We start from the raw sequence: 25,326 nt of genomic DNA, 5'->3' as shown, positions 1-25,326 counted from the left end.
TGGCAGGCGCTGCCGTCGGTCGCGCCCTGCTCTGCTTCTACGCTCAGACTAGGCCCGGTATCGGATGTTCGACATTCTGAATGTAATTAACAAACTTCATCACATGTGATATTTATCACCAATGGATACTAAAATTGACAAACGGGTTCGCGCGCAGCAATTCCGCGAACGCCTGAACCGGGCACTTGGTGAACGCGGGATGAGCCAAAGCGCCCTGGCCCGCCAGACCGGCGTGGACCGGTCCACCATTTCGCAGCTGCTCACCGATGACGGCGCCCGGCTGCCGAATGCGCATGTGGTGGGGTCCTGCGCCTCGGCGCTTGGCGTATCGGCGGATTGGCTGCTGAGCCTGTCGGACCGCCCCGAAAGCGCGGCAGAGCTGCTGGCCTCCAGCATGTCGGTCACCGAGGCCCCACGCGCCCTGGTGGATGAAAGGATTTTCGAATGGCATCGGGAGGCGGCGGGTTACAAGATCCGCCATGTGCCGGCCGCCCTGCCCGATCTGCTGAAAACCCGCGCCCTGCTGGAATGGGAATATGCGCCGCACCTGGGCCGCACTGCCGATCAGGCCATCGGCGCCTCCGAAGACCGCCTGTCCCTGATGCGGCAAGCCCAATCCGACTATGAAATCGCGATGCCGCTGTACGAGTTGGAAAGCTTTGCCAATGCCTGCGGCTATTACGAAGGTCTGCCGCTGGATATCCGGCTTGAGCAGCTGGATCATTTCGAACGGCTTTGCACCCAACTCTATCCGCGACTGCGGATCTATCTCTTTGATGCAAAACGCCTGTTCGCATCGCCTGTGACCATTTTCGGGCCGCTGCTTTGCGTGTTTTATGCCGGAAGCCACTACATGGCATTCCGCGACCGCGAACGGATCGAGACCTTCACCAACCACTTCGACCAACTGATCCGCGAGGCGGATCTGACCGCCCGTCAGCTGCCCGAACGGCTGCGGGCCTGGAAAACCGGTATCCGCGATTAGGCACAGCTGCGCCCAGGCGCAGCTTCAGGCTCGGCCTGCGGCAGCAGGCAGAGCCACCTTCAGACCTTCGGGTCCGGGTTTTCGGTATGACCATCCACCGCGATCACCTGACCCGACACCAGCCGCGCGGCATCCGAGCCTAGGAACACCGCCATATTGGCCACATCCGCGGCTGTCACCCAGGACCGCATCGAGGTGCCCGAAGCATACCCCTCATACACCGCATCCCGGCTCATGCCCTTCAGCGCCGCTTCCCGCTCCAGCACACCCTCCATGCGCGGGCCTTCAACAGCGCCGGGGCAGATCGCATTGGCGCGGATGCCAAAAGGCCCCAATTCCATCGCGAGGGTCTTCATCAGGCCGATCACCGCCCATTTCGCCGCCGAATAAGGCGCCCGGTTCGGATAGCCATAGATCCCCGCCGTCGAGGAGGTCAGCACGATAGCCCCCCGCCCCGCCGATTTCATCAGCGGCGTGGCATGTTTGGCAGCAAGGAAAGCGCCTTCGAGATTGACGCTGACACAAGAGCGCCAGTCCTCAAGGTCGATATCCTCGACCAGCGCGGTCGGCCCGGCGATGCCTGCATTGGCGCAGAGCACATCGAGCCCACCAGCGTCGGCGATCTTGTCGAAGACCGCCCGCATCTCCGGCTCCAACGCGGCATTCGCCGCGTGGCAGTGCCAGTGATCCGGCAGCGCCTCCAGCGCTGCGGGGTCGAGATCGGTGACCCATACCTCGGCCCCGGCGGCATCAAAAGCCTCGCCCATGGCGCGGCCAATGCCCGATGCCCCGGCGGTGATCAGAACCCGCATCGCCGCCGCCCTAGCGCGGCGCGCCGATGGCGCGGCCCAGCCCCTCAGGGGTCGGCAGCGCCGCATGCGCCTCGGCGAATTTTGTCAGGTTCGCTGCCAGATGCGGCTCGGGCGGCGCCGAGCGGCGGGTTTTCAGATCCACATGCAGCAGCATGTGTTCCCCGGTCGCCAGCAGACGTTTACCTTCGTACATTTCATGCCACAGGTGCATCTTTTTGCCTTCGGCCATGATCACCCGCGTCCTGACCTGAATGGGATGGCCTGCATGCACCTCGTCGATGTGGCGGATGTGGGTCTCGGCGGTAAAGAAACTGCCGCCCGAGGCGATATAGTTGGCATCGCAGCCGATGATTGCCATCATTCGATCGGTGGACTGGGCAAAGGCGTCCAGATAGCGGCTTTCGGTCATGTGACCATTGTAGTCTGTCCAATCCAACGGAACGGTGCGGTTCAGGGTCAGAACCGGCTGCGACAGGTCGGCGACGTCCTGCATGGTGCTGGCCAACCCCATGGCGCCTTCGCGCGCCTTATCATGGGCGTTCTGAAGCGCACCCGCGCCCCAGTTGGTATTGCCCAGCGCCCGCATCATGCCGACAAGGTTGTCGTCGCGGATCCGCTCCAACTCACGGATCGAGTATTTGCCCGATTGCGCATCGGACTGACCGGCGATCAGGTCGACCAGCTCGTCGTTGTATTCCGGCACATCCATCAACTTGGTCCAGGGCCAGGTGAGGCAAGGGCCGAATTGGGCCAGGAAGTGCTTCATGCCCGCTTCGCCGCCCGCAACGCGATAGGTCTCAAAGAGACCCATCTGTGCCCAGCGGATCCCAAAGCCATAGCGGATCGCATTATCGATCTCTTCGGTGGTGGCGATGCCGTCCTTGACCAGCCACAGCGCCTCGCGCCAGACCGCCTCCAGGAAGCGGTCCGCCACATGGGCGTCGATTTCCTTTTTCAGGTGCAGCGGGTACATACCGATTTCGGTAATGATCGCCTTGGCCTTGTCGATGACCTCGGGCGTATTGGTCTCGGTCGTGACCACTTCGACCAGCGGCATCAGGTAGACCGGGTTAAAGGGATGCGCGACCACGATCTGCGCCGCATTGTCAAACCCCTCCTGCAATTGCGACGGCTTGTAGCCAGAGGTGGAGGAGCCGATCACCGCGCCCCGCGCCACATGCTGCTGAAGTTCGCCATAGACCTTCTGCTTCAGGTCCAGCCGCTCAGGCACGCTTTCCTGCACCCAGGAAGCGCCAGCAACCGCCTCGGCAATGGTCGGATGGAAAGACAGCGCGCCTTCGGCAGGCAGGGCCACATTGCCAAGCCCCGGCAAGGACCGGCGGGCGTTGTCCAGCACATCCGTAATCTTGCGCTCCGCCTCGGGGTCGGGATCAAAGACCCGTACGTTCCAGCCGTTCAGAAGGAACCGCGCGGCCCAGCCGCCGCCGATCACGCCGCCGCCAATGATTGCTGCTGTTTTCATGTTCTCATTTCCATTTGCATTTGGCTGTGCCTCTGCGCGGGCAACGCCTACGCTTTCACAGGGCGCGCCGTGCACGCCATCCCATCAGTTTAGTCTTGTGGAGCTGCGCAGCGCACCAGATCGGCCGCAAACCCGTTTTCATCAATGATCTGCAGCCGATCATCCGGCGTCACCAGGAATATCTGCGCATCGCTGTACGCGTATCCCGCATCAAGGCATTGCAGTTTCAGAGCCCAGCTGTTGCCCACGCCGGTCTCGCGGACCGCCGCAATGTCACAGCTCCACTCCAGACCGAACAATCCTACACGCCCGTACCAGTCAGGCGTTTGCTCTCCGACATCCCCGGCCCGGGCGCACCAGGCCGCATTGGGGGACCAGTAGCCCTCCCAAAGCGGTGCCTCCTCTGCGGCAGCAGACAGCGCCGCGCCGCAAAAGACCATGGATGTCAGAGCCCGGCGGATCACTTCGCCACCGGCGCCCGTTTGGTCAGGCCGAGCTGCTTGCGGACCTCTTCGGGGCCGATCACCCGGGCGCCCATGTTTTCGATGATGGTGCCTGCGCGTTCAACCAGCTGCCAGTTCTCGGCCAACACGCCCTTCTCCAGCCAGAGGTTATCCTCAAGCCCGACGCGCACATTGCCGCCCGCCAGAACCGAGGCCGCGACATAGGCCATCTGATCACGCCCCAGCGAAAACGCCGACCAGTCCCAGTCGTCCGGCACGTTATTCACCATCGCCATGAAGGTGTTGAGGTCGTTGGGCGCGCCCCAGGGCACCCCCATGCACAGCTGCACCAGCGCCGGGCTGTCCAAAATGCCCTCTTTCACCAGTTCCTTGGCGAACCACAGGTGGCCGGTGTCAAAGGCTTCGATCTCGGGCTTCACGCCCAGATCGGTCATCATCTGCCCCATGGCGCGCAGCATGCCGGGGGTGTTGGTCATCACGTAGTCGGCTTCCGCAAAGTTCATTGTGCCGCAATCGAGAGTGCAGATTTCCGGCAGGCATTCGGCCACATGCGCCATGCGTTCGGTGGCGCCGATCATATCGGTGCCCGCGTCCTTGACCGGCAGCGGGTTTTCCACGTCGCCAAAGGTGATGTCGCCGCCCATACCGGCCGTCAGGTTCAGCACCACATCGGTGTCGCTGTCGCGAATGCGGTCGGTGACTTCGCGGTAAAGACCCAGATCGCGGCTCGGGGTGCCGGTCTCCGGATCGCGCACGTGGCAGTGGACCACGGCCGCGCCGGCCTTGGCTGCTGCGATGGCGCTGTCGGCGATCTGTTTGGGCGAGCGCGGCACATGCGGGCTGCGGTCCTGGCTGCCGCCAGAGCCGGTCACGGCACAGGTGATAAAGACGTCGCGGTTCATGGTCAGAGGCATGTTTTCGTTTTCCCCTCAATGTACAGGGTTTTGCCGTGGGTTATCCCCAGGCTCCTCCCCAGATTCCTGTTTGCGTTGACCTCTACTGTGCCTCAGCCTTCCGGGGAACAGTTTACGCAAAGCGAATCCGACTTGATGAAATCCGCGAAAAACATCCTGCAACCCGAGCATCGCCCGCTGAAATGCGCGGTTCTGGTGCTGGACGAATGCAACACGCTGTCCTTTGCGGCAGCGGTCGACCCGATGCGCGCGGCCAACCGGCTGGCCGGTCGCTGTGCCTTTGACTGGGACTATATCAGCGCAACGGATGAGCCGCCGATGCTGACGAGTGGGCTGACGGTGCCGACCACGCCTCTGTCCCGGCTCGAAGGATGCGAGCTGATGATTGTGGTGGCCGGATTCCAGCTGGCGCGCCACGCCACCCCCAGCCTGCTGGCCGGGCTGCGCCGCATTGCGGGCACAGGTGCCACCATTGCAGGCATCGACGGCGGTCCCTGGCTGATGGCCGAAGCGGGCCTGCTGAACGATCACCCCGCGACCACCCATTGGGAGGATCTGGAGAATTTCTCGGCCCGTTTCCCGGATGTGGATTGCCGCAGCGACCGTTTTACCGTGTCCGACGGACGGATGACCTCGGGCGGCGCCACCCCTGCGATCGAGATGATGCTGCATATCATCAGCGCCCGTCATGGCGCCGGATTTGCCGCCCGCGTCGCTGGTCTGTTCCTTTATGACGGAGCTGCCAGCATGGCCCGCCCGCAAAGCCGCCTTGGCGGACACAAGCACAACGCGCTGACGGCCAAGGCCAATGCATTGATGGAAGCAGCGTTGGATGATCCGATGCCACTTGCGCGCATTGCAGAAAGCCTCGGCACCAGCCCGCGCAGCCTGCAGCAGCAATTCCGCCTGCGCCTTAATACCACACCGCAGGACCATTACCTGCAACTGCGGCTGGCCGAGGCGCGGCGGCTGGTGACCGATACCGATCTGCCGCTAATGGATGTGGCCATGGCCACGGGCTTCACCTCGCAATCGAGCTTTGCCCGCGCCTTCCGGCTGGCACATGGCAGCTCGGCCCGGGATCTGCGCCAGGAGCGGAACGAAACGCAATCCACGGCCTATTCCACCGCGGACCACGCCGCGCAGGATCACCGCCCCACCACCCACTGAGGATGCGGCAAACGGGTCGACCAAGTCACACGACCGGGCTGAAGGATCGCGGGGCGCTCCCGCGCGTCATCGGCACATGAAACATGTACCGTTCCCCTTGGGTCAGGCTCGGCGCGGAAGCGCCGAACCTGGCCCAAGGCCGCCAAGGGGTATCGGCATCAGCCGATGCACCTGCGGGCGCGGGAGCGCTCTGTTTCGTGTAGTGAACGATCAGTAAGGCATCGGGTGGGCGCGGTGGGCCGCGTCGATCTCCTCCAACACCTGCGCATCCAGCGTTACATCGACTGATTGCAGGGCATGCTCCAACTGCGCAACGGTGGTCGCCCCGAAGATGGCCGAGGCCATGAAGGGCCGCGTGCGGCACCAGGCCAGCGCCATATGCACCGGATCCAGCCCGTGGTGCTTTGCGATCTCCAGATAGGCATCAACGGCGGCGTAGACCCGCGGCGAGTGGCGCCCGCCCAGCTCTGGGTTCAGCGTCTTGCGTGATCCTTCTGGCACCGCACCGCCCTGGTATTTCCCGGTCAGAAGTCCGGTTCCCAGCGGCGAAAACGCCATCAGCCCCACGTCTTCGTTGACGCTGAGTTCGGCCAGATCCGTATCATACATCCTGCACAGGAGCGAATATTCGTTCTGGATCGAAGCCACGCGCGGATAGCCCTTTTCCTCGGACAAGCGCAGCCATTGGGCTGTGCCCCAGGCGCTTTCGTTGGAAAGACCAAAGGCGCGAATATTGCCCTTGTCCACCTGCGCCTGCAGCGCCTCCAGGCAATCCAGCATATTGGCGAGGGTTTCCTCCCGGTTCTGGCCCGAGGGATCATAGCTCCAGTTCTTGCGGAACATATAGCTGCCCCGGTTGGGCCAGTGAAATTGGTAGAGATCAATGTAATCGGTCTTCAGCCGCTTCAGCGAGCCTTCGATGGTCGGCGCGATGGTCTTTGACGAGATCGCCTCTCCGTCGCGCACCACAGCAAGCCCCTCACCCGAGTGTTTGGTGGCCAGGATGTAATCACTGCGGCGTCCGGTCTTTTCATTCCAGTTGCCGATAATCGCTTCACTGTGGCCGACGGTTTCCTTGCTGACCGGGTTCACCGGGTACATTTCGGCGGTGTCGACAAAGTTCACGCCCGCCGCCAGCGCCATGTCGATCTGAGTATGTGCGTCGGCCTCGCTGGTCTGGGTGCCAAAGGTCATGGTGCCAAGGCACAGCTCGGATACCGTCATTCCGGTGCGGCCCAGAGGGTTCATTTTCATATCGCGCGATCCCTGTCTCAAACGTTTCAAAAGACACTACTCCTGACCCAAAGGAGTGCAACCCTATGCCGTTGGTCGCTTTACCTGCTGCCTCCAAAAAAGGCACACTCTTAACGCGAACAGGTACCGCCCGACCCGAACGAAAATCACGTAAGGACCCGGAACAAGACCCTGAAACATAACCCGAATTGAAGGAGCACCCCATGACATTTCCACTGAAGAAAAGTTACAAGGAACTCATCGCCGAAGCGGACAGCGTGGTGAAACACGTGACGCTCGATGAAGCCCAGGCGCTCCTAAGCCAGGCACGCTCCCAATTCGTGGATCTGCGCGACATTCGCGAACTTTACCGCACCGGCGTGATCCCCGGCGCGTTTTCCTGCCCGCGTGGCATGCTGGAATTCTGGATCGACAAGGAAAGCCCCTACCACAAGGAGGTCTTTGACGAAGAAAAGCTGTTTGTCTTTTACTGCGACAATGGCTGGCGATCGGCTTTGGCTGCCAAGGCTGCGTTGGAAATGGGCCTTCCCGAGGTCCGGCATCTGGAGGGCGGCCTGGACGCTTGGATGGAAAGCGGCGGCGCCTTGTGTCCGGTTAAATGGTAACGCTGGCCTACCCGCACTGAGTAAAGAGAGGGCCTGCGCCCTTCTCTGGACGCCCCGGCACCTCCGAATGCCGGGGCGTCGTCATGTCTCCCTGCGCTTTCCTGCTGCCTGTCGCATCCGAGGGTCTTGCCGAGGGTGTGAAAATAGAACAGCCTGCGGCGGATCTAATCAGGGAGAGTCTCCATGCCACAGAACATCACCAAAGGCATCAAGGCCTTGCTTGCCGAAGCCAACGCCATGGTTGACACCATGTCCCTGGAGGACGCCAAAGAGAAAGCCCAGGACGAGTCTTACATCTTTGTCGATCTGCGCGATATTCGCGAGCTGCAGCGCTCGGGCATGATCCCCGGCGCGTTTTCCTGCCCGCGCGGCATGCTTGAATTCTGGATCGACCCGGACAGCCCCTATCACAAGCCCATCTTCAACCAGGACAAAACCTATGTGTTTTACTGCGCCAGTGCCTGGCGTTCGGCGTTGAGCGCACGCGCGGCGATGGAGATGGGCCTGTCCCCGGTCATGCATCTGGAAGGCGGATTTACCAAATGGGCCGAAGAGGGCGGCGCCGTCGTCCCCCGCGAGAGCTGACCCACCGCCGGATATCACCCGCCCTGAGCGGCAAAAGGAAAGCGACACGGCCCTCCCGTGTCGCTTTCCTTTTGCCCCATTCCCCCTCCTTCATGCCTTGCCCTTTCTGCTGCACTCCCGCCAAACAATATTGAGAACAAAAAGAGAACACTGTAATCTGACAACCATGTCGATTCATCCCATCCCTCCACAGCTGCCTACCGGACTAGCCTCTGCTTCCACCCCTGGCCAAAGACAGCGAAAGGCCAGCGTCACCCTGCTCGGGGATATCGCCCTGCAGCGCGGTCGAGCGCATGAAGCCTGTGGTAGCGCCCGGTACAGTTTCGCGCTTTGGCTGGCCGGGGCGATGGCCGGGCCAGTGCTGTGGATCTCTCCGCCCCGGGACGCCGCAGAACTGAACCCCGACGGCATGGTGGATTTTGCGGATCCGTCCCGGTTTCTCTGGGTGACAGCCCCCCGATCCGAAGATGTTCTCTGGACCATGGAGGAAGCCCTGCGTAGCGGCGCCACCCCGCTTGTCATCGCGGACCTGCCCGCCCCCCCGGCCATTACCCCGGTCCGGCGCCTGCATATGGCAGCTGCGGCGGGCGGGCCTCTGGCGATGGACGGAAACGCGCCGCTGGCCCTATTGCTGACGCCCGGCGCGGGCGGCGCCCAGGGCATCGAAAGCCGCTGGACCATGCGCCCCGCGCATCAGTACCGCAATCGTATCTGGCAGTTGGACCGGCTGCGCGCCCGCGCCCTGCCCCCGCGCAGCTGGCAGCTGACACAACGGGCTCCGGGCGGCCCTTTGACTGAAACTGTTGCCCCAGACACGTCCACTCCCTCCCCCGGACAAGACCAAGGCCAGAGCCGAGGCACGCCCCCAATGGAAGAAGCCGGGAAGCAAATCAAAAAAGTTAGCTGAATACGACATGATCTGACGAAAAGGGCTAGCAATCCCCACGCGCATTGGCACAGTCGGCAACACCATGCGCCTGATCCTTTCCTTTGCCGCCCTGTTCCTTTCTGTCATTCTGTTGCAGCTCTCTGCTGGCGGCGTCGGACCGCTGGATGCGATCTCGGGCCTGACGCTCGGCTTTGACAAGCAAGAAATCGGTCTACTGGGGTCTGCGCATTTTCTGGGCTTTTTCATCGGTTGCTGGTGGGCCCCACGGCTGATGGGCACGGTGGGCCATTCCCGCGCATTTGCCGTCTGCACCGCCCTCGGGGCGATGGGCCTGATCGGACACACCCTCACCGAAGCGCCGCTGGCCTGGGCCGCGATGCGCATCGCATCCGGGCTGTCGGTGGCTGGTTGTTACACGGTGATCGAAGCCTGGATGAACGCCAAGGTCACCAACGAAAGCCGTGGCCGGGCCATGGGCACCTACCGGCTGGCCGACCTGATCGCCTCACTTGCAGCGCAGATGATGATCGCGGTACTGCCACCAGCCTCTTACGTCTCCTACAACCTTCTGGCCCTGCTCTGCTGCGCCGCGCTCTTGCCGCTGACCCTGACCCGCAACAGCCAACCCGCAACCCCAGCAGCGCCGCGCCTGCGGCCCGGGCTGGCCTGGCGCTGTTCGCCACTGGCCGTTGTCGGCGTCATCGTCGCCGCGATCGGCGCCGCCTCGTTCCGGATGGTGGGGCCGATCTACGGCACCGAAGTTGGGTTGGAGCTGAACCAGGTCGCCTTTTTCCTTGCAGCATTCGTGCTGGGCGGCGCGCTCGCGCAATACCCGGTGGGCTGGCTTGCGGACAAATATGACCGCCGCTGGGTGCTGATCTGGCTGTCAGCAGCCGCCATTATGTCTTGCGGCCTGACGATCCTCATATCGGGTCAAAGCACCGAGGCCACCATGATGATGGCAGGGCTGTTTGGCTTCACCGCCTTCCCGGTCTTCTCGGTCTCATCGGCACATGCCAACGACTTTGCCACATCAGACGAGCGGGTCGAACTCTCTGCCGCACTGATGTTCTTTTACGCGCTCGGCGCCATCGCTGCGCCTTATGTATCCTCCGCACTGATCAGCGGCTACGGCCCCAAGGCGCTGTTTGCCTTTATCGCGGTTGGCCATTTCGGGCTGATCCTGTTCGGCCTGTCGCGCATGCGCTCGCGCCCGACCCCGGACGAACGCACCAACTACGTCTACGCCCCGCGCACCTCCTTTACCATCGGACGGTTGATGAAAGGCTCGCGCGAGAAACGCTAGATCCCACGAAAAAGGGCCGGAGAAATCCGGCCCTTTCATACAATGTGTGCAACCAGGCGATCTAGGCCAGCGGCGTCTCCACCTCATCAGCCGCTTCTTCTGCCGCCGATGCCTCGGCCTCCACCGTCTCTTTGGCAGGTCCAGATGACACCCCCAAAGCGCCGCTGGTGATCCCGGCCACCCCATCCTCCATGGACAGGCCCAGTTCTTCGCCCAGCTTCTTCAGGGCGGGCATCTGAACCGCCATGCCCATAATGGAATCGAGCGCCTGATTGACGACGGGCTTGTCGCCGCCACCCGCCTGTGCGGCCACGGAGCCTGCACCGCCTGCGCCAACGCCCATGCCTCCGACCTGATGGATCTTGATCGAGTCGATCTTTTCGGCAGGTTTGACCATTTCCGCCACGATGGCAGGCATCGCTTCGATCCGGGCGAGATCGACCTTGAAGCGGATCTGCGCCTCAGACAGGACATTGTCTGCCTCAACGATGGCGCGCTTACCTTCGGCCTCGGCCAGCATGTCGTTCTTCTTGGCCTCGGCGCGGATGTTGAGTGCATCGGCTTCGGCCTGCGCCTCTTCACGGCGCGCTTCGGCGCGGTCGGCGGCGGCTTCCTTCTCCGCCTGAGCGGCCAGACGAATGCCGGTGGCCTGACGTTCCGCCTCGCGCGTAGCTTCGATCAGAACGATCTGCTTCTGACGCTCAGCCTCTGCCACCTGGCGGGCGGTTGCCACCGCTTCGGTCGCCTTGGTCGCCTCGGCGCGGGCCAGATCCGCCGAGGCACGGGCGCGGCTTTCCTCTTCGGATTTCTGCGCGATGATGATCTGGCGCTCCTGTTCAGCGACCTCCAACTCCCGCTCCTTGGAGATTTCGGCCTCACGGATCTTACGCTCGCGCTCAATGTCGGCGGCGCGAATGGCCTCTTCCCGCGCGATCCGGGCGCGTTCGGTTTCGCGCACGCTGTCCTCAGTCCGGGCGGCAATCTCGGCCTCTTGCGCCACACGCAGGGTTTCCACCTTCTGCTTTTGCTCGATCCGGGCCTGTTCTTCGTCCTGTTCGATCAACAGCTTATGACGCTCAGCCTCCATCGCGGCGCGGCGCACGGCGACATCCGCCTCTGCATCAATCTGGGCGCGTTCTTTCTTCGAGGTCGCAATCACCTCGGCCAGCCTGCGCATACCCACCGCGTTAAAAGCATTGTTTTCATCGAGCGCCTCGAACGGGGTTTGGTCGAGCGCAGTCAAGGAAACGGATTCCAGCGACAGACCGTTCTTGAGCAGATCCTCGGAAACCGCGTTCTGCACCTCCTGAACGAAGTCAGCGCGGTTCTCATGCAGGCCATCCATGGTCATCTGCGCCGCCACGGCGCGCAAACCATCGATCAGCTTACCCTCGATCATTTCTCGCAGCTGCTCCACATCGAAGGTCCGGCTGCCAAGGGTCTGAGCCGCACGGGCGATCCCTTCTGTTGTGGCCATGACCGAGACGTAGAATTCCACCCCCACATCGACGCGCATCCGGTCCTGGGTGATCAATGCCGCCTCGCCATCGCGCTTCACCTCAAGGCGCAGGGTCTTCATGTTGACCGGGCTGACCTCATGCAACAGGGGCACAACGATCGTGCCACCATCCATGATCACCTTTTTGCCGCCAGCCCCTGTTTTCACAAGACTGATCTCGCGGGTAGAGCGCCGGTAGAGGCGACCAATAACAAGCCCGAACAGGGCAAGAAAAATAATTACGGTAACAACAACAATCAACAGAAACTCAAACTCCATTGAGAAACCTCCCTGTGGGACAAAAGTTAGAATTTTATCGTCAAGCTTATTCGGAGACGGCAACAAGCACGTAACTCCCCCTGCGCCGATCCCGGATCACCAGAACCTCGGTGCCCTGAGCGATGGTATCGCCATCTTTCAGAGGTTCGGCGCGCAAGTAGTGGGCATTGCCATAGCCATCCATGACTCGCACCTCAGCCGGGCGCCCCCTGGCGGCGGTACCTTGGGTGACAATACCGCGGCGGCGGCCCAGATTGCGCTCGGACAGTGCCTCGGTTTCGGTCTGCGGCAAGACGCGGGCAAACGCAGCCCCAAAAACCCGCGCGAACCAAAAGGCAAAGGCGCCTGCTGGAATGGCTGCGCCCCAAGCCGGGGCAAGCAGCCCAAAGAGCGAGGACAGCGCCACCTGCAAGCCCATACCCGAAAGGCCAAAGCCGAGCAAAATAGCCCCAAGCCAGATCACCGTCGGCATGCGGCCCAGCCCCAGCCAGGATGCCAGGCCTGTCGGGGTCGAAACACCTGCATCTGCAGGTGCATCAGGTGCCAGTTCCAGATCCAGTTCTGCATCTGGCAGGTCCAGATCCGCAGCATCAATGCCCTCAACCCCGCCCAGTTCCGAACCATCCAGATCAAGATCGAAGTCGCCGACATCGCCCGCATCGATATCCTGATCTGCATCGTTGTCAGCGCCGATCAGGCTCCCGCCCAAGAGCAAGGCCACCAATTCCAGCACCATCAAGCCGGTCAGCAGCCCAAGCGCCAATGTGAACGGGGCAAAAGCTCCGTCGAGCAGAAATTGCAGCATGTAGAAACCGACCTCACAACTCAGGATCATAAAGTATGCAGTAGTATACAATGAATATGGGAAGGGTTATTGACCGTTTCAATCCCGCACCCTGTACAACCTGAGGGTACGATGGCCGGGGACCGTTTGATACTCAAGAAAAACCTTGAACATGTTTCGACTTCTGTTGGATTTCGCGCGAATGGCACAGGCGGGGTTTCCGCCGCCCCCGCCATGCGATAGAGGGTCAGGCAAAGCGACATGTGGATGGATGGTATGGAACGCATTCTGATTACCTCGGCGATCCCTTACATCAATGGGATCAAACATCTGGGCAACCTCGTGGGCAGCCAGCTGCCTGCCGACCTTTACGCGCGTTATCAGCGTGGCCGCGGCAACGAGGTAATGTTCCTCTGCGCCACCGACGAGCATGGCACCCCGGCTGAGCTGGCCGCCGCCAAGGCAGGCAAGCCGGTCGCGGAATACTGCGCCGAGATGCACGATGTGCAGGCCGAAATCGCCAAGGGGTTCTGCCTCAGCTTCGATCACTTCGGGCGCTCTTCCAGCCCACAGAACCACGCGCTGACCCAGCATTTCGCGGGCAAGCTGGCCGAGGCCGGGCTGATCCGTGAAGTGGTGGAGAAACAGGTCTATTCCAACGCCGATGGCCGTTTCCTGCCCGACCGCTATATCGAGGGCACCTGCCCCAACTGCGGGTTCGAGAAGGCGCGCGGCGATCAGTGCGAGGAATGCACCAAGCAGCTCGATCCCACCGATCTGATCAATCCGCGCTCGGCCATCTCCGGCTCCACCGATCTGGAAGTGCGCGAGACCAAGCACTTGTACCTGTGCCAGTCCGCCATGAAGGACCAACTGGACGCCTGGATCGACAGCAAGACCGACTGGCCCGTCCTGACGACCTCCATCGCAAAGAAATGGCTGCACGATGGCGACGGCTTGCAGGACCGCGGCATTACCCGTGATCTCGACTGGGGTATTCCGGTCAAGAAGGGCGAAGAAGACTGGCCCGGCATGGAAGGCAAGGTCTTCTACGTCTGGTTCGATGCGCCCATCGAATACATCGCCTGCGCCAAGGAATGGGCCGATGCCCATGGCAAGACGGACGCCGACTGGGAACGCTGGTGGCGCACCGACAAGGGCGCCGAGGATGTGAAATACGTCCAGTTCATGGGCAAGGATAACGTGCCCTTCCACACCCTGTCTTTCCCGGCGACCATTCTGGGGTCGGGTGAGCCGTGGAAGCTGGTCGATCACCTCAAGTCCTTCAACTACCTGAACTATGACGGCGGTCAGTTCTCTACCAGCCAGGGGCGCGGCGTCTTCATGGATCAGGCGCTGGAAATCCTGCCCGCCGACTACTGGCGCTGGTGGCTGCTGAGCCACGCACCGGAAAGCAGCGATTCCGAATTCACCTGGGAGAACTTCCAGCAATCGGTGAACAAGGACCTGGCGGATGTCCTCGGCAACTTCGTCTCCCGTATCACCAAATTCTGCCGTTCCAAGTTCGGCGAAGAGGTTCCGGCGGGCGGCGAATACGGTGAACAGGAAACGGCGCTGATCGAAGAGCTGACCACCCGCCTGCGCGCCTATGAGCAGCAGATGGGCGCGATGGAGGTGCGCAAATCGGCGCAGGAGCTGCGCGCGATCTGGGTTGCGGGCAACGAATACCTGCAATCGGCTGCGCCCTGGTCGGTGTTCAAGGAAGACCCCGAGCGCGCCGCTGCGCAGGTGCGTCTCGGCCTCAACCTGATCCGCTTCTATGCCGTGCTCAGCGCACCCTTCATCCCGCAGGCCAGCGCCAAGCTGATGGAAGCATTGAATAGCTCGGACATGGGCTGGCCTACCGATGTTGCTGCGGCCCTTTCCGCCCTGCCCGCCGGGCATGGCTTCACCGTGCCGGAGGTTCTGTTCGCGAAGATCGCAGACGAGCAGCGCGAAGACTGGCAGGAACGGTTCTCGGGCACCCGCGACTAAGCAACGCCCAATTTATCAAATTTCAAAGGCCGCCAAATTGGCGGCCTTTTTTATTGTGTCTGCTGCCACCTGAGCGACTCGGCCTAGTTCAGCAAACATCAGACCTCGTGGCGCCAGGTTGCAGCCGGGCGGCAGACACGTGACGGCAACAGACCGCACGAAAACTGCGCCTTTCCCTAAGTTTTGGAAACAATCCACATTAAGGCGAGCCGCTCGGCACAAATTTCCGAGTAAAAAAGTCGGATTGACAAAGGTGAGTAAATAAATCAGGTATAACACAATCCAGCCAACCTGATCTGTCAGGCCAGCCCGAACGAACCGAGACAACCACATTGCGTCATCATGTCGAACATCGCTCCTGGCCCCGCGCCCACCGCATCCGAACCTGACGATCAGGACAGCCTGTCCCAGATCTGGCTCGAAGTATTTGCGCGCTCCGGCAGCCTTTCGGGGTTTTGCCTGGAATGGCTGCTGGACCGGGCCGAATTTGACAGGGCGGATTTCAGAAATGGGCACTCATCATGAACCAGATTACATCTGAACCCGTGGCCACCACCGCCACGACTGAAGCATTCCCCACATATCACGCCGAAGACCTGACGCGCGGCGGAATTCAGGCACGCATTCTGCTGAACGGCCAGATCTACAGCCTGCGCATCACCCGCGCCGGGAAGCTGATCCTCACAAAATAACCTCAGAGGCTCGCCACAGCCTACGCACAACCTGCGCCCCTCCATCTTCCGATCCAACCAAGCAAGGATAACCCCGATGAAATCGCTGTTTCTCACCGGAACCGCTCTCACAGCCCTCGCCATGGGCGGCTCTGCCGCAATGGCCGCACCAGCGGCCCCCGAAAAAGGCGCCGTTCTGACCACCTATGCCAATATCGCCCAGGCGACCTATCAGGACAGCCTGACCACCGCCCAGCGCCTGAAGGCGGCGGTTGATGCGCTGGTGGCAGAGCCCTCGGCCGAAGCTCTACAAGCCGCCCGCACCGCCTGGCTGGCCGCACGCGTGCCTTACCAGCAATCCGAAGCCTTCCGGTTCGGCAATGCCATCGTCGACGACTGGGAAGGCAAGGTGAACGCCTGGCCGCTAGATGAAGGGTTGATCGACTACGTGGATGCCTCCTATGGCGGCCCGTCAGATGAGAATGCACTGGCCGCGCTGAACGTGATCGCGAATCCCGCATTTGAGCTGTCAGGCCAGACCATCGACACCAGCGACATCACCCCGGCACTGCTGGAAGACACCCTGCACGAGGCAGACGGCGTCGAGGCCAACGTGGCAACCGGCTATCACGCCATCGAATTCCTGCTTTGGGGCCAGGATCTGAATGGCACCGATCATGGCGCGGGCAACCGCCCATGGACCGATTACGCCAAGGGTGAGGCCTGCACCGGCGGCAACTGTGACCGGCGCGGCGCCTACCTGCAGGCCGCAACTGAACTGTTGGTCTCCGATCTGGACTGGATGGCCGCACAATGGGCCGAGGGTGGCGCCGCCCGCGCCGAATTGATGGCCGATGAAGGCGCAGGCATCGTCGCAATGCTGACCGGCATGGGATCGCTCTCCTACGGTGAACAGGCCGGTGAGCGGATGCGCCTTGGCCTGATGCTGAACGACCCCGAGGAAGAGCACGACTGCTTTTCCGACAACACCCACAACAGCCACTATTACGATGGGCTTGGCATTCAGAACGTCTATCTGGGCGAATACGTGCGGGTGAACGGTGAGCTCGTCTCCGGCGCCTCACTGTCTGATCTTGTTGCCTCGGCCGATGCCGATCTGGACGCGGAACTGCGCGGCAAGCTGGCCGACACCATGCAGGCGCTTGGTCGGATCAAGACCGCAGCCGAGGCCGGTTTCTCCTATGACCAGATGCTGGAACAGGGCAATGCCGCAGGCGAAGCGCTGGTGATGGGCGGTGTGAACGGTCTGATCGACCAGACCCGTTCGATCGAACGCGCGGTTGCGACGTTGCAACTGACCGACGTCGAATTCGAAGGCTCCGACTCGCTCGACAACCCGGGCGCCGTCTTCCAATAACTCAAAAAATCACCGGGCGGCCCAGCCGACAACCGCAGCCAGATACGCCGCCCGGCATCCAAATATCAGGACAGTACTATGAACAAGACTCTGGCTGCGGCGCTGGCTTTCGGCGCCCCTTTCGTGTTTTCCGCAACGGCGGCACAGGCCGAATTCACCTGGGAAGGTGAAATCGAAATCGGCAACGAGCAGATCATCTCTTCGGACGTGGCCGCGAACGAAATCCGCGACACCTACGCGACCATCACCGCCACCGGCACCTATACCTTCGGCAATGGCGTTTCGCTGTTCTCGACCCTCACCGCCGAAAGCGTGACTGACGCCACTGCCGACCGCAGCTTTGACGACATCGGCCTCTACGTCGAAGAGATCGGCCTCAGCTTTGGCATCGGCGAAGCAACCACCGTCTCCATTGGTAAACTCCACCCCGTGTTCGGCACCGCATGGGACGATGCAGCGGGTTTCTTTGGCGGCACCCTGGCCGAAGATTATGAACTCGCCGAACAGATCGGTGTCCTGGCTGATGTAGAACTCAATGGCGCGGGCACCCTGTCCTTTGGCGTCTTCTATGCGGATGACACCGGTCTTAGCCGTTCGGCATGGTTCGACCGGGGCCGTAATACCGCCGCTGCGGGCGGCGCAGGCAACACCGGCGAGCTGGACAACTTTGCAATCCAATGGGCGCATAGCGTCGGCGCAACCCGGTTCCATATTGGCGCCCGCCATCTGAGCGCAAGCGCTGGCGATGTGGATGACGAACAAGGCTTCGTCGCCGGCATCGGCCATTCCTTTGCAGACGGGTTTGATGTCTTCGCAGAGGTTGCCTCCTTCTCCAACTTTGGCGGCGGCGCGGATGACGCCACCTATGCCACGCTGAACGCGGCCTATGGCATTGGCCAATGGACCCTGTCCGGCACCCTGGCCCACCGTGATCTGGACAGCGCTGGCGACACCGATCTGATCTCGGTTGGCACGGATTACGAATTCCAGAACGGCATGACCCTGTCCGGAGCGCTGGCCCAGGTCGAAGACACCGGCGTTGCCGACACGACGCTGGGTGTGAGCCTTATCATTCCGCTTGGCGGCTGAACGATCCCTCGGTTTTGACTGCTTTTCGCAACAGAACCCGACTGGGCCGCAGTTTCTGCGGCCCTTTTTCATGCGCCCTGCTGTCCCCATTGGGCTAGCCACACTGTGCCACGGACAATCTCCGATAAAAATAGTCAGCATTACCCCTTGCCGTCTGACTATTTTTGTCAGATACCTGATGTCAGGAATCGAGATCCCCTTTGCCACCTCTAAGGGAGCCAGGCCATGATCGTCTGCCACTGCACACAGATCACCGATCACGACATTCACGCCGCCATCGACTGGATGCGCGCCGCAGACCCCCGGACGATCATCACCCCCGGCAAAATCTACCATGCGCTCGGCAAAGCCGCTGGTTGTGGCGGATGCATGCCGCTCTTCCTGGACACGATGCGCGGCAATGCTAAGGTAAGTGTACCTGCGCAGTTGCAGAACCTACGCAAGCCACTCGGACAGGAGAACAGCCATGAAGGGCGACCCAATCGTCATCGACTACCTCAACAAGGCCTTGCGCCATGAACTGACCGCTGTCAGCCAGTACTGGCTTCACTTCCGCATGCAGGAAGACTGGGGGCTGGGCAGCATGGCCAAGAAAAGCCGCGAGGAAAGCATCGAAGAGATGCAGCACGCGGACAAGTTGATCGAACGGATCCTGTTCCTTGGCGGCCATCCCAACCTGCAAAAACTGGACCCCCTTCGCATTGGCCAGAACCCCAAGGAAACGCTGGAATGCGATCTTGCGGCCGAAATCAGCGCCCGCGCGCTCTACAAGGAAGCCCGCGAAGCCTGCGACACCGCAGGCGATTACGTAACCATGAAGCTGTTCGAAGCCTTGATGGCCGATGAAGAGGGCCATATCGACTTTCTTGAGACACAGCTGGACCTGCACGAGCGGATCGGTGCCGAAAACTATGCACAACTCAACGCCACCAAGATGGAAGAGGCTGAAGAGTAACCTCCTATTGGCTGCGGCGCTTGTCGCAGCCAACGCCGGACAGGCGCTGGATCTGACCAGCCTGCCCCTTGGCGATCCGCATCTGGATGTGATCCCCCGCACCACCGAGGACAGCCAGCGCATCCGCGCCGTGACGGCCCCTGCCACGGATTTTTCGGCTCCCGAAGCCTATGAAACCCATCCTGCTGGCGCGACGACAACACGCGCCCGCAGCGACGATGAGGCCTTTTCCCAACACTCCGCCAACCTGTCTTTCGAGCAGGAGCTGGAATTCAAGCTGGGCAACGGGCTGTTCAAGAAGATCTGGGTGTTCTCGCCCTCCTCCACCCGCGCCTCTGACGGGCTTGGCCCTCTTTACAACGCCCGCTCCTGCCAGCGCTGCCATCTGAAGGATGGGCGCGGCCATGTGCCTGCGGGGCCGGATTACCGTTCTACCGCGATGTTTCTGCGCGTCTCCATTCCCGGCCCGGTACCCGAGCAGGTTCAGGCGATCAAGGATTATATCGGCACGGCCCCCGACCCCACCTATGGGCAGCAGCTTCAGGATTTCTCGGCCCCAGGCATTTCCCCGGAATACCGGCTTGGCATCCGATATGAAGAAGAGACCGTCGATCTGAACGGTGGCGAAACCGCCTCGCTGCGCAGACCGATCTACAGCGCCGAGGATCTGGGCTACGGCCCGCTGCACACCAACGCCATGCTGTCCCCCCGCGTGGCGCCGCCGATGATTGGCCTTGGCCTGCTTGAGGCGATCCCCACCGCCGATATCCTTGCCGCTGCCGATCCGGACGACGCCGACGGAGATGGCATTTCCGGTCGGGCCAATCTGGTCTGGTCCGAAGAGTTTCAGCAGATCATGCTGGGCCGCTTTGGCCTCAAGGCGGGCATGCCGACGGTGCACGAACAATCCGCCGCTGCCTTTTCCGGCGATATCGGCATTTCCACGCCGCTGTTTCCCGCCCCTTGGGGGGAATGCACCACGAGCCAAACAAAATGCCGCGCAGCCCCGCACGGAAATGATGACGCCCGCGGCACCGAGATTGATCAACCGAACATGGATCTGGTCACCTTCTACGCCCGCAACCTGGCCGTACCCGCCCGCCGCGATCTGGACGATGCGCAGGTGCTGCGCGGCAAGGAACTGTTCTACGACAGCGGCTGCGCCGCCTGCCATCGGCCCAAATTCGTGACCCATCGCCTGAAAGACCGCCCCGAGCACAGTTTTCAGCTGATCTGGCCTTATAGCGACCTGCTGCTGCACGACATGGGAGAGGGCCTTGCCGATCACCGCCCCGAAGCCCGCGCCACTGGTCGGGAATGGCGCACCGCGCCGCTGTGGGGGATTGGCCTGACGCAACAGGTGTCGCCGCGCGCCACCTACCTGCACGATGGCCGCGCCCGCAGCCTGCTAGAGGCGATCCTGTGGCATGGCGGCGAAGCGCAAGATGCCCGCGACCACGTGGTCTCCCTGCCCCCCGAGGACCGCGCCGATCTTATCCGTTTTCTGGAGCGCCTATGACACGCCCCATCCTGCCCCGCCTGCTGGCCCCTGTCCTTGCCGTCACCCTTACCCTAACGCCATTTTCTGCACGCGCGGAGGTGATTGATGAGGCCCTGGAGCAGCACATTCTGCCGGGCTTCGAAACACTGGCGCAGGAGGCCCAGCAACTGAGCGCGACAGCCGCTGAGGTCTGCGACCCCGGATCGGTCCAGTTGCAGCAGGCCTACGGCGAAGCCTTTGATGCCTGGGTCGCGGTCAGCCACCTGCGGTTCGGGCCGACCGAAAGGGATAACCGCGCCTTTGCGCTCGCCTTTTGGCCGGACAGCCGGGGCAAAACGCCAAAGGCGCTGCGGGCGCTGATCACTGCCGAGGATCCGATTGCCAAGGATGCGGCGGCCTATACCAGCGTATCGATTGCAGCGCGCGGCTTCTATGCGCTGGAATTCCTCCTTTACGACGAGGACATGCAGCAGCTGGGCAGCGCCGACTACCGCTGCCAGCTGACCCGCGCCATTGCAGAAGATATCGCCACCACAGCCGATGTGATCTGGATGGACTGGCGCGACAGCTATGCCGACCAGATCCGCCACCCGGGTGATCGTTACCGCTCAGAGGCCGAGGTCAAACAGGAACTGTTCAAGGCGCTGGATACCGGCCTGCAGATCCTGATCGATATGCGGCTGGGACGGCCGCTGGGCACCTACGACAGGCCGCGCCCGAAACGCGCCGAAGCCTATCGTTCGGGGCGCTCCCAGCACCACGTGATCCTGGCGCTGGAAGCGCTGGCACCGCTGGCCCGTATCCTCAGCGACGGAGATGCCGACCTTGCTGCGGAACTGGATGCAGCCTTTGACATTGCGGTCGAGCACGCCAGCCGCCTCGACGATCCGACCTTTGCAGGCGTTGCAGAGCCGGGCACGCGGCTGCGGATCGAGGCAGTGCAGCAGGACATCCGGAAACTGCGCGAAACCATCGGTGAGGATCTTGGTCCCGCGCTTGGCGTCGAGGCCGGTTTCAACGCCCTGGATGGCGATTAACAGAAAGGACCCAAAGACATGCCCTCAAGACGTGGATTTCTGGCCGGGCTTCTGGCGGTGGGGATGGCCCCGGCGGCCAGCTGGGCCGATCTGGGCTCGCCCGCCTATCTGTCCGCAGGCAAGGCCGCCGACGGCAGCTTTTTCCTGGCGGGTCTTTCGGACCTTGGCACCCTCCTGTTCAGCCACCCCCTGCCCGGCCGCGGCCATGCTGCCACCGCCCACCCCACGCGGCCCATCGCGGTGGCCTTTGCCCGCCGCCCCGGCCGCTTTGCCGATGTGATCGACTGCCGCACCGGCGCGCAACTGGCCCGGCTGGAGCCTCCAGCAGGTCATCACTTTTACGGACACGGCGTCTTCACACCCGATGGCAGCCTGCTGCTGACCACCGAAAACCACTTCGAGGCCGGGCGCGGCATCATTGGTGTCTGGGATGGCACCGCCCCCTACCGCCGCATCGGCAGCTTTGCGTCTGGCGGGGTCGGCCCGCATGATATGATGCTGCGCGCAGATGGTACGGGGCTGGTCGTCGCAAATGGCGGCATCGACACCCATCCCGACAGTGGCCGGGCCAAGTTGAACATCCCCACCATGCGACCCAACCTCAGCTATCTGGATTTCGACGGCCAGGTGACCGAACAGGTCGAACTGGACGCACAGCTGCACAAGAACTCGATCCGCCATCTCGCGATGCAGACGGATGGCACCGTTGCCTTTGCCATGCAATGGCAGGGCGATCTGGGTGCAGATGTGCCGATCGTCGGGCTGCACAAGCCCGGCAGTGCGCCACGGCTGATGGCCGCCGATGACCCGCGCCTGCGCAACCTCAATGGATACGGCGGCTCCATTGCCTTTTCCACTGATGGTCAGCAAGTAGCTGTCACCTCGCCCCGCGGCGGCGTGGTGCAGGTCATGGACACCGCAAGCGGCGCGCTCACCACGGAACATCATCTGCCCGATGTCTGCGGCCTGTCCCAAACGACAGATGGGTTTATCGCAAGTTCCGGCAGCGGTGAGATCGTCGAGATCGCCAAGGGTCGCCTGTCGGTCCTGAACCAGGCCGAGCTGCGCTGGGACAACCACCTGATCCCTGTCATCTGACACTCCTCTGAAGTCTGAAACAACTCCCCCCGTCCCGCATATCGCCGGGGCGGGCGAGATGAAGCCTGCGCGACAAGTGGATTTTTGTTCTCCGCGCAAAGCGAACTTTTTCGAAAACAAACGATGACAAAGCGAAAATGAATCGCTAGATGGGCTTTGAAAAGGAAAGCCCATGGATGCCACGACTCGTCAGAACGAAATCATAGAGCTGCTGAACACTCAGGATCGCGTCGAGGTCGAGGATCTGGCACAGCGGTTCGGCGTGTCGCTGCAGACCGTGCGCACCGATCTACGCGAGCTGTCGCAGCGCGGCGCGCTGTCGCGCGTGCATGGCGGCGCGGTGCGCGTCAGCTCAGCCGCCACCCGCGCCTACGCGGACCGGCGCAAGCTGAACGCGGCGGGGAAACTGGCGATGGCAGCCGAGGCCGCAGAACTCATCCCCGAAGACTGCTCAATCACGCTCAATATCGGCACTTCGACCGAGCAAGTGGCCCGTGCCCTATCCGGCCATCGCGGCCTGACAGTCATTTCCAACAACATAAACATTATCAATATGATGATGGGTGGCGAGGCGCGTGAGCTGATCCTGGTTGGCGGCGCGGTCCGGCAAAGCGACGGCGCCATCGTCGGCGAAGACGCCGTGGAATTCATTTCCCGCTACAAGGTCGATTTCGCCATTATCGGCGCCTCCGCCCTCGATGCGGATGGCGCCATCATGGACCACGACGGTCGCGAGGTCTCCGTCGCCCGCGCCATCCTGAAAAACGCACGTACCCGCGTTCTGGTCTGCGATCACAGCAAATTCGACCGCTCCGCGCCGGTGCGGATCTGCGATGTGGCGGATCTCGACGTAGTGATCACCGATGCGCCGGTGCCCAATGCCTTTGCCGAGGCAGCGCGCGCCGCGGGAACACGCATCATCGTGGCGGGAGACACCGCCAGCCAAAACGAAAGAAACGAAAATGACTGATCAAAAGATCACCGACCTGTTCATCATCGGCGGCGGCATCAACGGCTGCGGCATTGCCCGCGATGCGGCAGGCCGTGGCTTGTCGGTCAGCCTTGCAGAAATGAACGATCTGGCCTCGGCCACCTCCTCTGCCTCGACCAAACTGTTTCATGGCGGTCTGCGCTATCTGGAATATTTCGAATTCCGTCTGGTGCGCGAAGCGCTGATCGAGCGCGAGGTCTTGCTGAAGGCAATGCCCCATATTTCCTGGCCGATGCGCTTTGTGCTGCCTTTTCACAAGGAGATGCGGTTCGACAGTGAAACGCCGACCTCCCGCCTGCTGACACGGATCATGCCCTGGATGAAGGGCCGCCGCCCGGCCTGGCTGATCCGCCTTGGGCTGTTTCTCTATGACACGCTGGGCAAGCGCGGCATCCTGCCCGGCACCCGCAAGCTGGACCTCAGCCGCGACGAAGCGGGGGCGCCGCTGAAGGACAAGTTCCAGACCGCCTTTGAATATTCGGACTGCTGGATCGAGGATGCCCGGCTGGTGGTGCTCAACGCCCGCGACGCGCAGGCGCGCGGCGCCGAAATCATGACCCGCACCAAAGTTCTGGCGGCTGAACGCGCCGAGGATCACTGGCTCATCCACCTGAAGGACAGTCTGACGGGACAAGTGTTCACGCGTCGGTCGCGGATGCTGGTCAATGCGGCGGGTCCCTGGGTTGCGGAGGTATTGAACCAGAAACTGGGCCAGAACAGCCGCGAAGGCGTGCGTCTGGTACGCGGCAGCCATATCGTGGTTCCGAAACTCTTCGACCACGGGCGCTGCTATTTCTTTCAGGGCACCGACGGGCGGATCATCTTTGCCATCCCCTATGAAGAGGATTTCACTCTGATCGGCACCACCGACGCCGACCATCCCGACCCGGAGACGGCCCCCACCTGCACCCCCGAGGAACAGGACTACCTGATCGATTTTGCCTCGCAGTATTTCAAAAAGCCGCTGCACCGCGACGACATTCTGTGGACCTACTCCGGTGTGCGCCCGCTGTATGACGATGGCGCCAGCTCGGCGACGGCGGCGACGCGGGAATACGTGCTGTCACTGGACACGGGCAATGCACCGCTGCTGAACATCTTTGGCGGCAAGATCACCACCTACCGCAAACTGGCCGAGGCCGCGCTTGCCAAGATCTCCGAGGCCCTGCCCGGCGTCGGCGGCAACTGGACAGCAGGTGTGCCCCTGCCCGGCGGCAATTTCGCGGTCAAAGATGTGACCAAGCTGCAGGCGGATCTTGCAGCGGATTATTCCTTCCTGACGCCTTATTGGGCCCGGCGTCTGATCCGCGCTTATGGCACCGAAGCGCGGCTGATCCTGGGTGAAGCAAAATCCGCCGAGGTGCTGGGGCGCGATTTTGGCGCCACCATCACCGAGCGGGAGTTGGACTGGGCGATTGCCAACGAATGGGTGCGCAGCGGCGATGATTTCCTGTGGCGCCGCACCAAACTGGGCCTGCGCCTGACCGAGGAAGAACGCGCCGCGGTCGATACCTATATCAAGGACAAGATTGCCGCGTAACGGCGGGGCAATCTAAACGCACCGGGCACGGGTTTCCCTGCCC

24 protein-coding genes are annotated in these 25,326 nt (G+C 62.1%); 17 read left to right on the top strand and 7 right to left on the bottom strand.

Annotated elements, in window-relative coordinates; translation table 11 throughout:
- Nucleotides 1–121: 121 nt before the first annotated feature.
- Complete coding sequence (locus tag AC5SSZ_RS02110) at nucleotides 122–985, top strand: helix-turn-helix domain-containing protein (protein ID WP_065271123.1); 864 nt, start codon at nucleotides 122–124, stop codon at nucleotides 983–985.
- Nucleotides 986–1,044: 59 nt separating this feature from the next.
- On the opposite strand, the gene AC5SSZ_RS02105 is transcribed toward AC5SSZ_RS02110, so the two are convergent.
- From AC5SSZ_RS02105 to bcoG, 4 genes are all read right to left on the bottom strand, one after another.
- Nucleotides 1,045–1,797, bottom strand: a complete 753-nt coding sequence (locus AC5SSZ_RS02105) for an SDR family oxidoreductase (RefSeq protein ID WP_274866649.1) — start codon at nucleotides 1,795–1,797, stop codon at nucleotides 1,045–1,047.
- A gap of 10 nt (nucleotides 1,798–1,807) precedes the next feature.
- Complete coding sequence (locus AC5SSZ_RS02100) at nucleotides 1,808–3,280, bottom strand: carnitine 3-dehydrogenase (RefSeq protein WP_495436595.1); 1,473 nt, start codon at nucleotides 3,278–3,280, stop codon at nucleotides 1,808–1,810.
- Between the two features lie 89 nt (nucleotides 3,281–3,369).
- Complete coding sequence (locus AC5SSZ_RS02095; protein ID WP_495436593.1) at nucleotides 3,370–3,744, bottom strand: hypothetical protein; 375 nt, start codon at nucleotides 3,742–3,744, stop codon at nucleotides 3,370–3,372.
- Complete coding sequence (gene bcoG, locus AC5SSZ_RS02090; protein WP_065271127.1) at nucleotides 3,741–4,658, bottom strand: 3-dehydrocarnitine:acetyl-CoA trimethylamine transferase BcoG; 918 nt, start codon at nucleotides 4,656–4,658, stop codon at nucleotides 3,741–3,743. Before bcoG ends, AC5SSZ_RS02095 begins: the two co-directional genes overlap by 4 nt.
- A 135-nt stretch (nucleotides 4,659–4,793) precedes the next feature.
- Here bcoG and AC5SSZ_RS02085 point away from each other — a divergent pair, with 135 nt between their 5' ends.
- Nucleotides 4,794–5,828 carry a GlxA family transcriptional regulator gene (locus AC5SSZ_RS02085; protein WP_065271128.1) on the top strand — a complete coding sequence of 345 codons (1,035 nt, stop codon included), beginning with the start codon at nucleotides 4,794–4,796 and terminating at the stop codon, nucleotides 5,826–5,828.
- Between the two features lie 210 nt (nucleotides 5,829–6,038).
- Here AC5SSZ_RS02085 and AC5SSZ_RS02080 read toward each other — a convergent pair whose 3' ends face one another.
- Nucleotides 6,039–7,082: an aldo/keto reductase gene (locus AC5SSZ_RS02080; RefSeq protein WP_495436590.1), complete on the bottom strand. Its 1,044-nt coding sequence runs from the start codon at nucleotides 7,080–7,082 to the stop codon at nucleotides 6,039–6,041.
- A 203-nt stretch (nucleotides 7,083–7,285) separates the two neighbouring features.
- On the opposite strand from AC5SSZ_RS02080, the gene AC5SSZ_RS02075 reads away from it, so the two are divergent.
- The 4 genes from AC5SSZ_RS02075 (at nucleotide 7,286) to AC5SSZ_RS02060 (ending at nucleotide 10,467) form a co-directional block, all read left to right on the top strand.
- Complete coding sequence (locus AC5SSZ_RS02075; RefSeq protein WP_065271130.1) at nucleotides 7,286–7,687, top strand: rhodanese-like domain-containing protein; 402 nt, start codon at nucleotides 7,286–7,288, stop codon at nucleotides 7,685–7,687.
- A 183-nt stretch (nucleotides 7,688–7,870) separates the two neighbouring features.
- A complete protein-coding gene (locus tag AC5SSZ_RS02070; RefSeq protein ID WP_495436587.1) occupies nucleotides 7,871–8,272 on the top strand; it encodes a rhodanese-like domain-containing protein in 402 nt (133 codons plus the stop codon).
- Between the two features lie 166 nt (nucleotides 8,273–8,438).
- On the top strand, nucleotides 8,439–9,179 hold the full coding sequence (locus tag AC5SSZ_RS02065; RefSeq protein WP_495436585.1) for an ImuA family protein: 741 nt from the start codon (nucleotides 8,439–8,441) through the stop codon (nucleotides 9,177–9,179).
- A gap of 64 nt (nucleotides 9,180–9,243) precedes the next feature.
- Nucleotides 9,244–10,467: an MFS transporter gene (locus tag AC5SSZ_RS02060; RefSeq protein ID WP_065273556.1), complete on the top strand. Its 1,224-nt coding sequence runs from the start codon at nucleotides 9,244–9,246 to the stop codon at nucleotides 10,465–10,467.
- 61 nt (nucleotides 10,468–10,528) lie between these two features.
- On the opposite strand, the gene AC5SSZ_RS02055 is transcribed toward AC5SSZ_RS02060, so the two are convergent.
- Complete coding sequence (locus AC5SSZ_RS02055; RefSeq protein ID WP_495436582.1) at nucleotides 10,529–12,244, bottom strand: flotillin family protein; 1,716 nt, start codon at nucleotides 12,242–12,244, stop codon at nucleotides 10,529–10,531.
- 46 nt (nucleotides 12,245–12,290) lie between these two features.
- Complete coding sequence (locus tag AC5SSZ_RS02050; protein WP_495436580.1) at nucleotides 12,291–13,049, bottom strand: OB-fold-containig protein; 759 nt, start codon at nucleotides 13,047–13,049, stop codon at nucleotides 12,291–12,293.
- Between the two features lie 255 nt (nucleotides 13,050–13,304).
- On the opposite strand from AC5SSZ_RS02050, the gene metG reads away from it, so the two are divergent.
- The 11 genes from metG to glpD all read left to right on the top strand — a co-directional run bounded on the left by metG (nucleotide 13,305) and on the right by glpD (nucleotide 25,283).
- Entirely contained in the window at nucleotides 13,305–15,023 is a 1,719-nt protein-coding gene (metG, locus tag AC5SSZ_RS02045; protein ID WP_495436578.1) for a methionine--tRNA ligase, read from the top strand.
- Between the two features lie 521 nt (nucleotides 15,024–15,544).
- The gene (gene hemP / locus AC5SSZ_RS02040) at nucleotides 15,545–15,715 is read left to right on the top strand and encodes a hemin uptake protein HemP (protein ID WP_065271136.1); all 171 of its coding nucleotides are present in this window, start codon (nucleotides 15,545–15,547) and stop codon (nucleotides 15,713–15,715) included.
- A gap of 76 nt (nucleotides 15,716–15,791) precedes the next feature.
- Nucleotides 15,792–17,072, top strand: a complete 1,281-nt coding sequence (locus AC5SSZ_RS02035; protein WP_274829568.1) for an imelysin family protein — start codon at nucleotides 15,792–15,794, stop codon at nucleotides 17,070–17,072.
- A gap of 78 nt (nucleotides 17,073–17,150) precedes the next feature.
- On the top strand, nucleotides 17,151–18,161 hold the full coding sequence (locus AC5SSZ_RS02030) for a porin (protein WP_495436575.1): 1,011 nt from the start codon (nucleotides 17,151–17,153) through the stop codon (nucleotides 18,159–18,161).
- Between the two features lie 225 nt (nucleotides 18,162–18,386).
- Complete coding sequence (locus AC5SSZ_RS02025; protein ID WP_495436573.1) at nucleotides 18,387–18,680, top strand: (2Fe-2S)-binding protein; 294 nt, start codon at nucleotides 18,387–18,389, stop codon at nucleotides 18,678–18,680.
- Nucleotides 18,628–19,116, top strand: coding sequence for a bacterioferritin (gene bfr, locus AC5SSZ_RS02020; protein WP_065271139.1), 489 nt, complete (start codon nucleotides 18,628–18,630; stop codon nucleotides 19,114–19,116). Before AC5SSZ_RS02025 ends, bfr begins: the two co-directional genes overlap by 53 nt.
- The gene (locus AC5SSZ_RS02015; protein WP_495436570.1) at nucleotides 19,073–20,635 is read left to right on the top strand and encodes a di-heme oxidoreductase family protein; all 1,563 of its coding nucleotides are present in this window, start codon (nucleotides 19,073–19,075) and stop codon (nucleotides 20,633–20,635) included. Before bfr ends, AC5SSZ_RS02015 begins: the two co-directional genes overlap by 44 nt.
- A complete protein-coding gene (locus tag AC5SSZ_RS02010; protein ID WP_495436568.1) occupies nucleotides 20,632–21,654 on the top strand; it encodes an imelysin family protein in 1,023 nt (340 codons plus the stop codon). Before AC5SSZ_RS02015 ends, AC5SSZ_RS02010 begins: the two co-directional genes overlap by 4 nt.
- An 18-nt stretch (nucleotides 21,655–21,672) precedes the next feature.
- Entirely contained in the window at nucleotides 21,673–22,752 is a 1,080-nt protein-coding gene (locus tag AC5SSZ_RS02005; RefSeq protein WP_495436566.1) for a DUF1513 domain-containing protein, read from the top strand.
- A gap of 172 nt (nucleotides 22,753–22,924) precedes the next feature.
- Entirely contained in the window at nucleotides 22,925–23,722 is a 798-nt protein-coding gene (locus tag AC5SSZ_RS02000; RefSeq protein WP_065271142.1) for a DeoR/GlpR family DNA-binding transcription regulator, read from the top strand.
- A complete protein-coding gene (gene glpD, locus AC5SSZ_RS01995; RefSeq protein ID WP_495436563.1) occupies nucleotides 23,715–25,283 on the top strand; it encodes a glycerol-3-phosphate dehydrogenase in 1,569 nt (522 codons plus the stop codon). Before AC5SSZ_RS02000 ends, glpD begins: the two co-directional genes overlap by 8 nt.
- Nucleotides 25,284–25,326 lie beyond the last annotated feature (43 nt).

The sequence above is a fragment of the Phaeobacter sp. CC-HEC084 genome (assembly GCF_059429255.1).
The sequence above is the reverse complement of the archived record's forward strand: the minus strand, read 5'-3'. Positions and strand labels throughout refer to the sequence as shown.

What these genes read in the sequence shown, in the direction of transcription:
- AC5SSZ_RS02105 (WP_274866649.1), bottom strand. Translation starts at nt 1,797, where the DNA reads ATGCGGGTTCTGATCACCGCCGGGGCATCGGGCATTGGCCGCGCCATG.
- AC5SSZ_RS02005 (WP_495436566.1), top strand. Translation starts at nt 21,673, where the DNA reads ATGCCCTCAAGACGTGGATTTCTGGCCGGGCTTCTGGCGGTGGGGATG.
- AC5SSZ_RS02030 (WP_495436575.1), top strand. Translation starts at nt 17,151, where the DNA reads ATGAACAAGACTCTGGCTGCGGCGCTGGCTTTCGGCGCCCCTTTCGTG.
- AC5SSZ_RS02015 (WP_495436570.1), top strand. Translation starts at nt 19,073, where the DNA reads ATGCACAACTCAACGCCACCAAGATGGAAGAGGCTGAAGAGTAACCTC.
- AC5SSZ_RS02080 (WP_495436590.1), bottom strand. Translation starts at nt 7,082, where the DNA reads ATGAAAATGAACCCTCTGGGCCGCACCGGAATGACGGTATCCGAGCTG.
- AC5SSZ_RS02055 (WP_495436582.1), bottom strand. Translation starts at nt 12,244, where the DNA reads ATGGAGTTTGAGTTTCTGTTGATTGTTGTTGTTACCGTAATTATTTTT.
- AC5SSZ_RS02025 (WP_495436573.1), top strand. Translation starts at nt 18,387, where the DNA reads ATGATCGTCTGCCACTGCACACAGATCACCGATCACGACATTCACGCC.
- AC5SSZ_RS02060 (WP_065273556.1), top strand. Translation starts at nt 9,244, where the DNA reads ATGCGCCTGATCCTTTCCTTTGCCGCCCTGTTCCTTTCTGTCATTCTG.
- AC5SSZ_RS02085 (WP_065271128.1), top strand. Translation starts at nt 4,794, where the DNA reads ATGAAATCCGCGAAAAACATCCTGCAACCCGAGCATCGCCCGCTGAAA.
- metG (WP_495436578.1), top strand. Translation starts at nt 13,305, where the DNA reads ATGGAACGCATTCTGATTACCTCGGCGATCCCTTACATCAATGGGATC.
- AC5SSZ_RS02000 (WP_065271142.1), top strand. Translation starts at nt 22,925, where the DNA reads ATGGATGCCACGACTCGTCAGAACGAAATCATAGAGCTGCTGAACACT.
- AC5SSZ_RS02010 (WP_495436568.1), top strand. Translation starts at nt 20,632, where the DNA reads ATGACACGCCCCATCCTGCCCCGCCTGCTGGCCCCTGTCCTTGCCGTC.
- bfr (WP_065271139.1), top strand. Translation starts at nt 18,628, where the DNA reads ATGAAGGGCGACCCAATCGTCATCGACTACCTCAACAAGGCCTTGCGC.
- hemP (WP_065271136.1), top strand. Translation starts at nt 15,545, where the DNA reads ATGAACCAGATTACATCTGAACCCGTGGCCACCACCGCCACGACTGAA.
- AC5SSZ_RS02110 (WP_065271123.1), top strand. Translation starts at nt 122, where the DNA reads ATGGATACTAAAATTGACAAACGGGTTCGCGCGCAGCAATTCCGCGAA.
- AC5SSZ_RS02100 (WP_495436595.1), bottom strand. Translation starts at nt 3,280, where the DNA reads ATGAAAACAGCAGCAATCATTGGCGGCGGCGTGATCGGCGGCGGCTGG.
- AC5SSZ_RS02050 (WP_495436580.1), bottom strand. Translation starts at nt 13,049, where the DNA reads ATGCTGCAATTTCTGCTCGACGGAGCTTTTGCCCCGTTCACATTGGCG.
- AC5SSZ_RS02065 (WP_495436585.1), top strand. Translation starts at nt 8,439, where the DNA reads ATGTCGATTCATCCCATCCCTCCACAGCTGCCTACCGGACTAGCCTCT.
- AC5SSZ_RS02075 (WP_065271130.1), top strand. Translation starts at nt 7,286, where the DNA reads ATGACATTTCCACTGAAGAAAAGTTACAAGGAACTCATCGCCGAAGCG.
- glpD (WP_495436563.1), top strand. Translation starts at nt 23,715, where the DNA reads ATGACTGATCAAAAGATCACCGACCTGTTCATCATCGGCGGCGGCATC.
- AC5SSZ_RS02035 (WP_274829568.1), top strand. Translation starts at nt 15,792, where the DNA reads ATGAAATCGCTGTTTCTCACCGGAACCGCTCTCACAGCCCTCGCCATG.
- bcoG (WP_065271127.1), bottom strand. Translation starts at nt 4,658, where the DNA reads ATGCCTCTGACCATGAACCGCGACGTCTTTATCACCTGTGCCGTGACC.
- AC5SSZ_RS02070 (WP_495436587.1), top strand. Translation starts at nt 7,871, where the DNA reads ATGCCACAGAACATCACCAAAGGCATCAAGGCCTTGCTTGCCGAAGCC.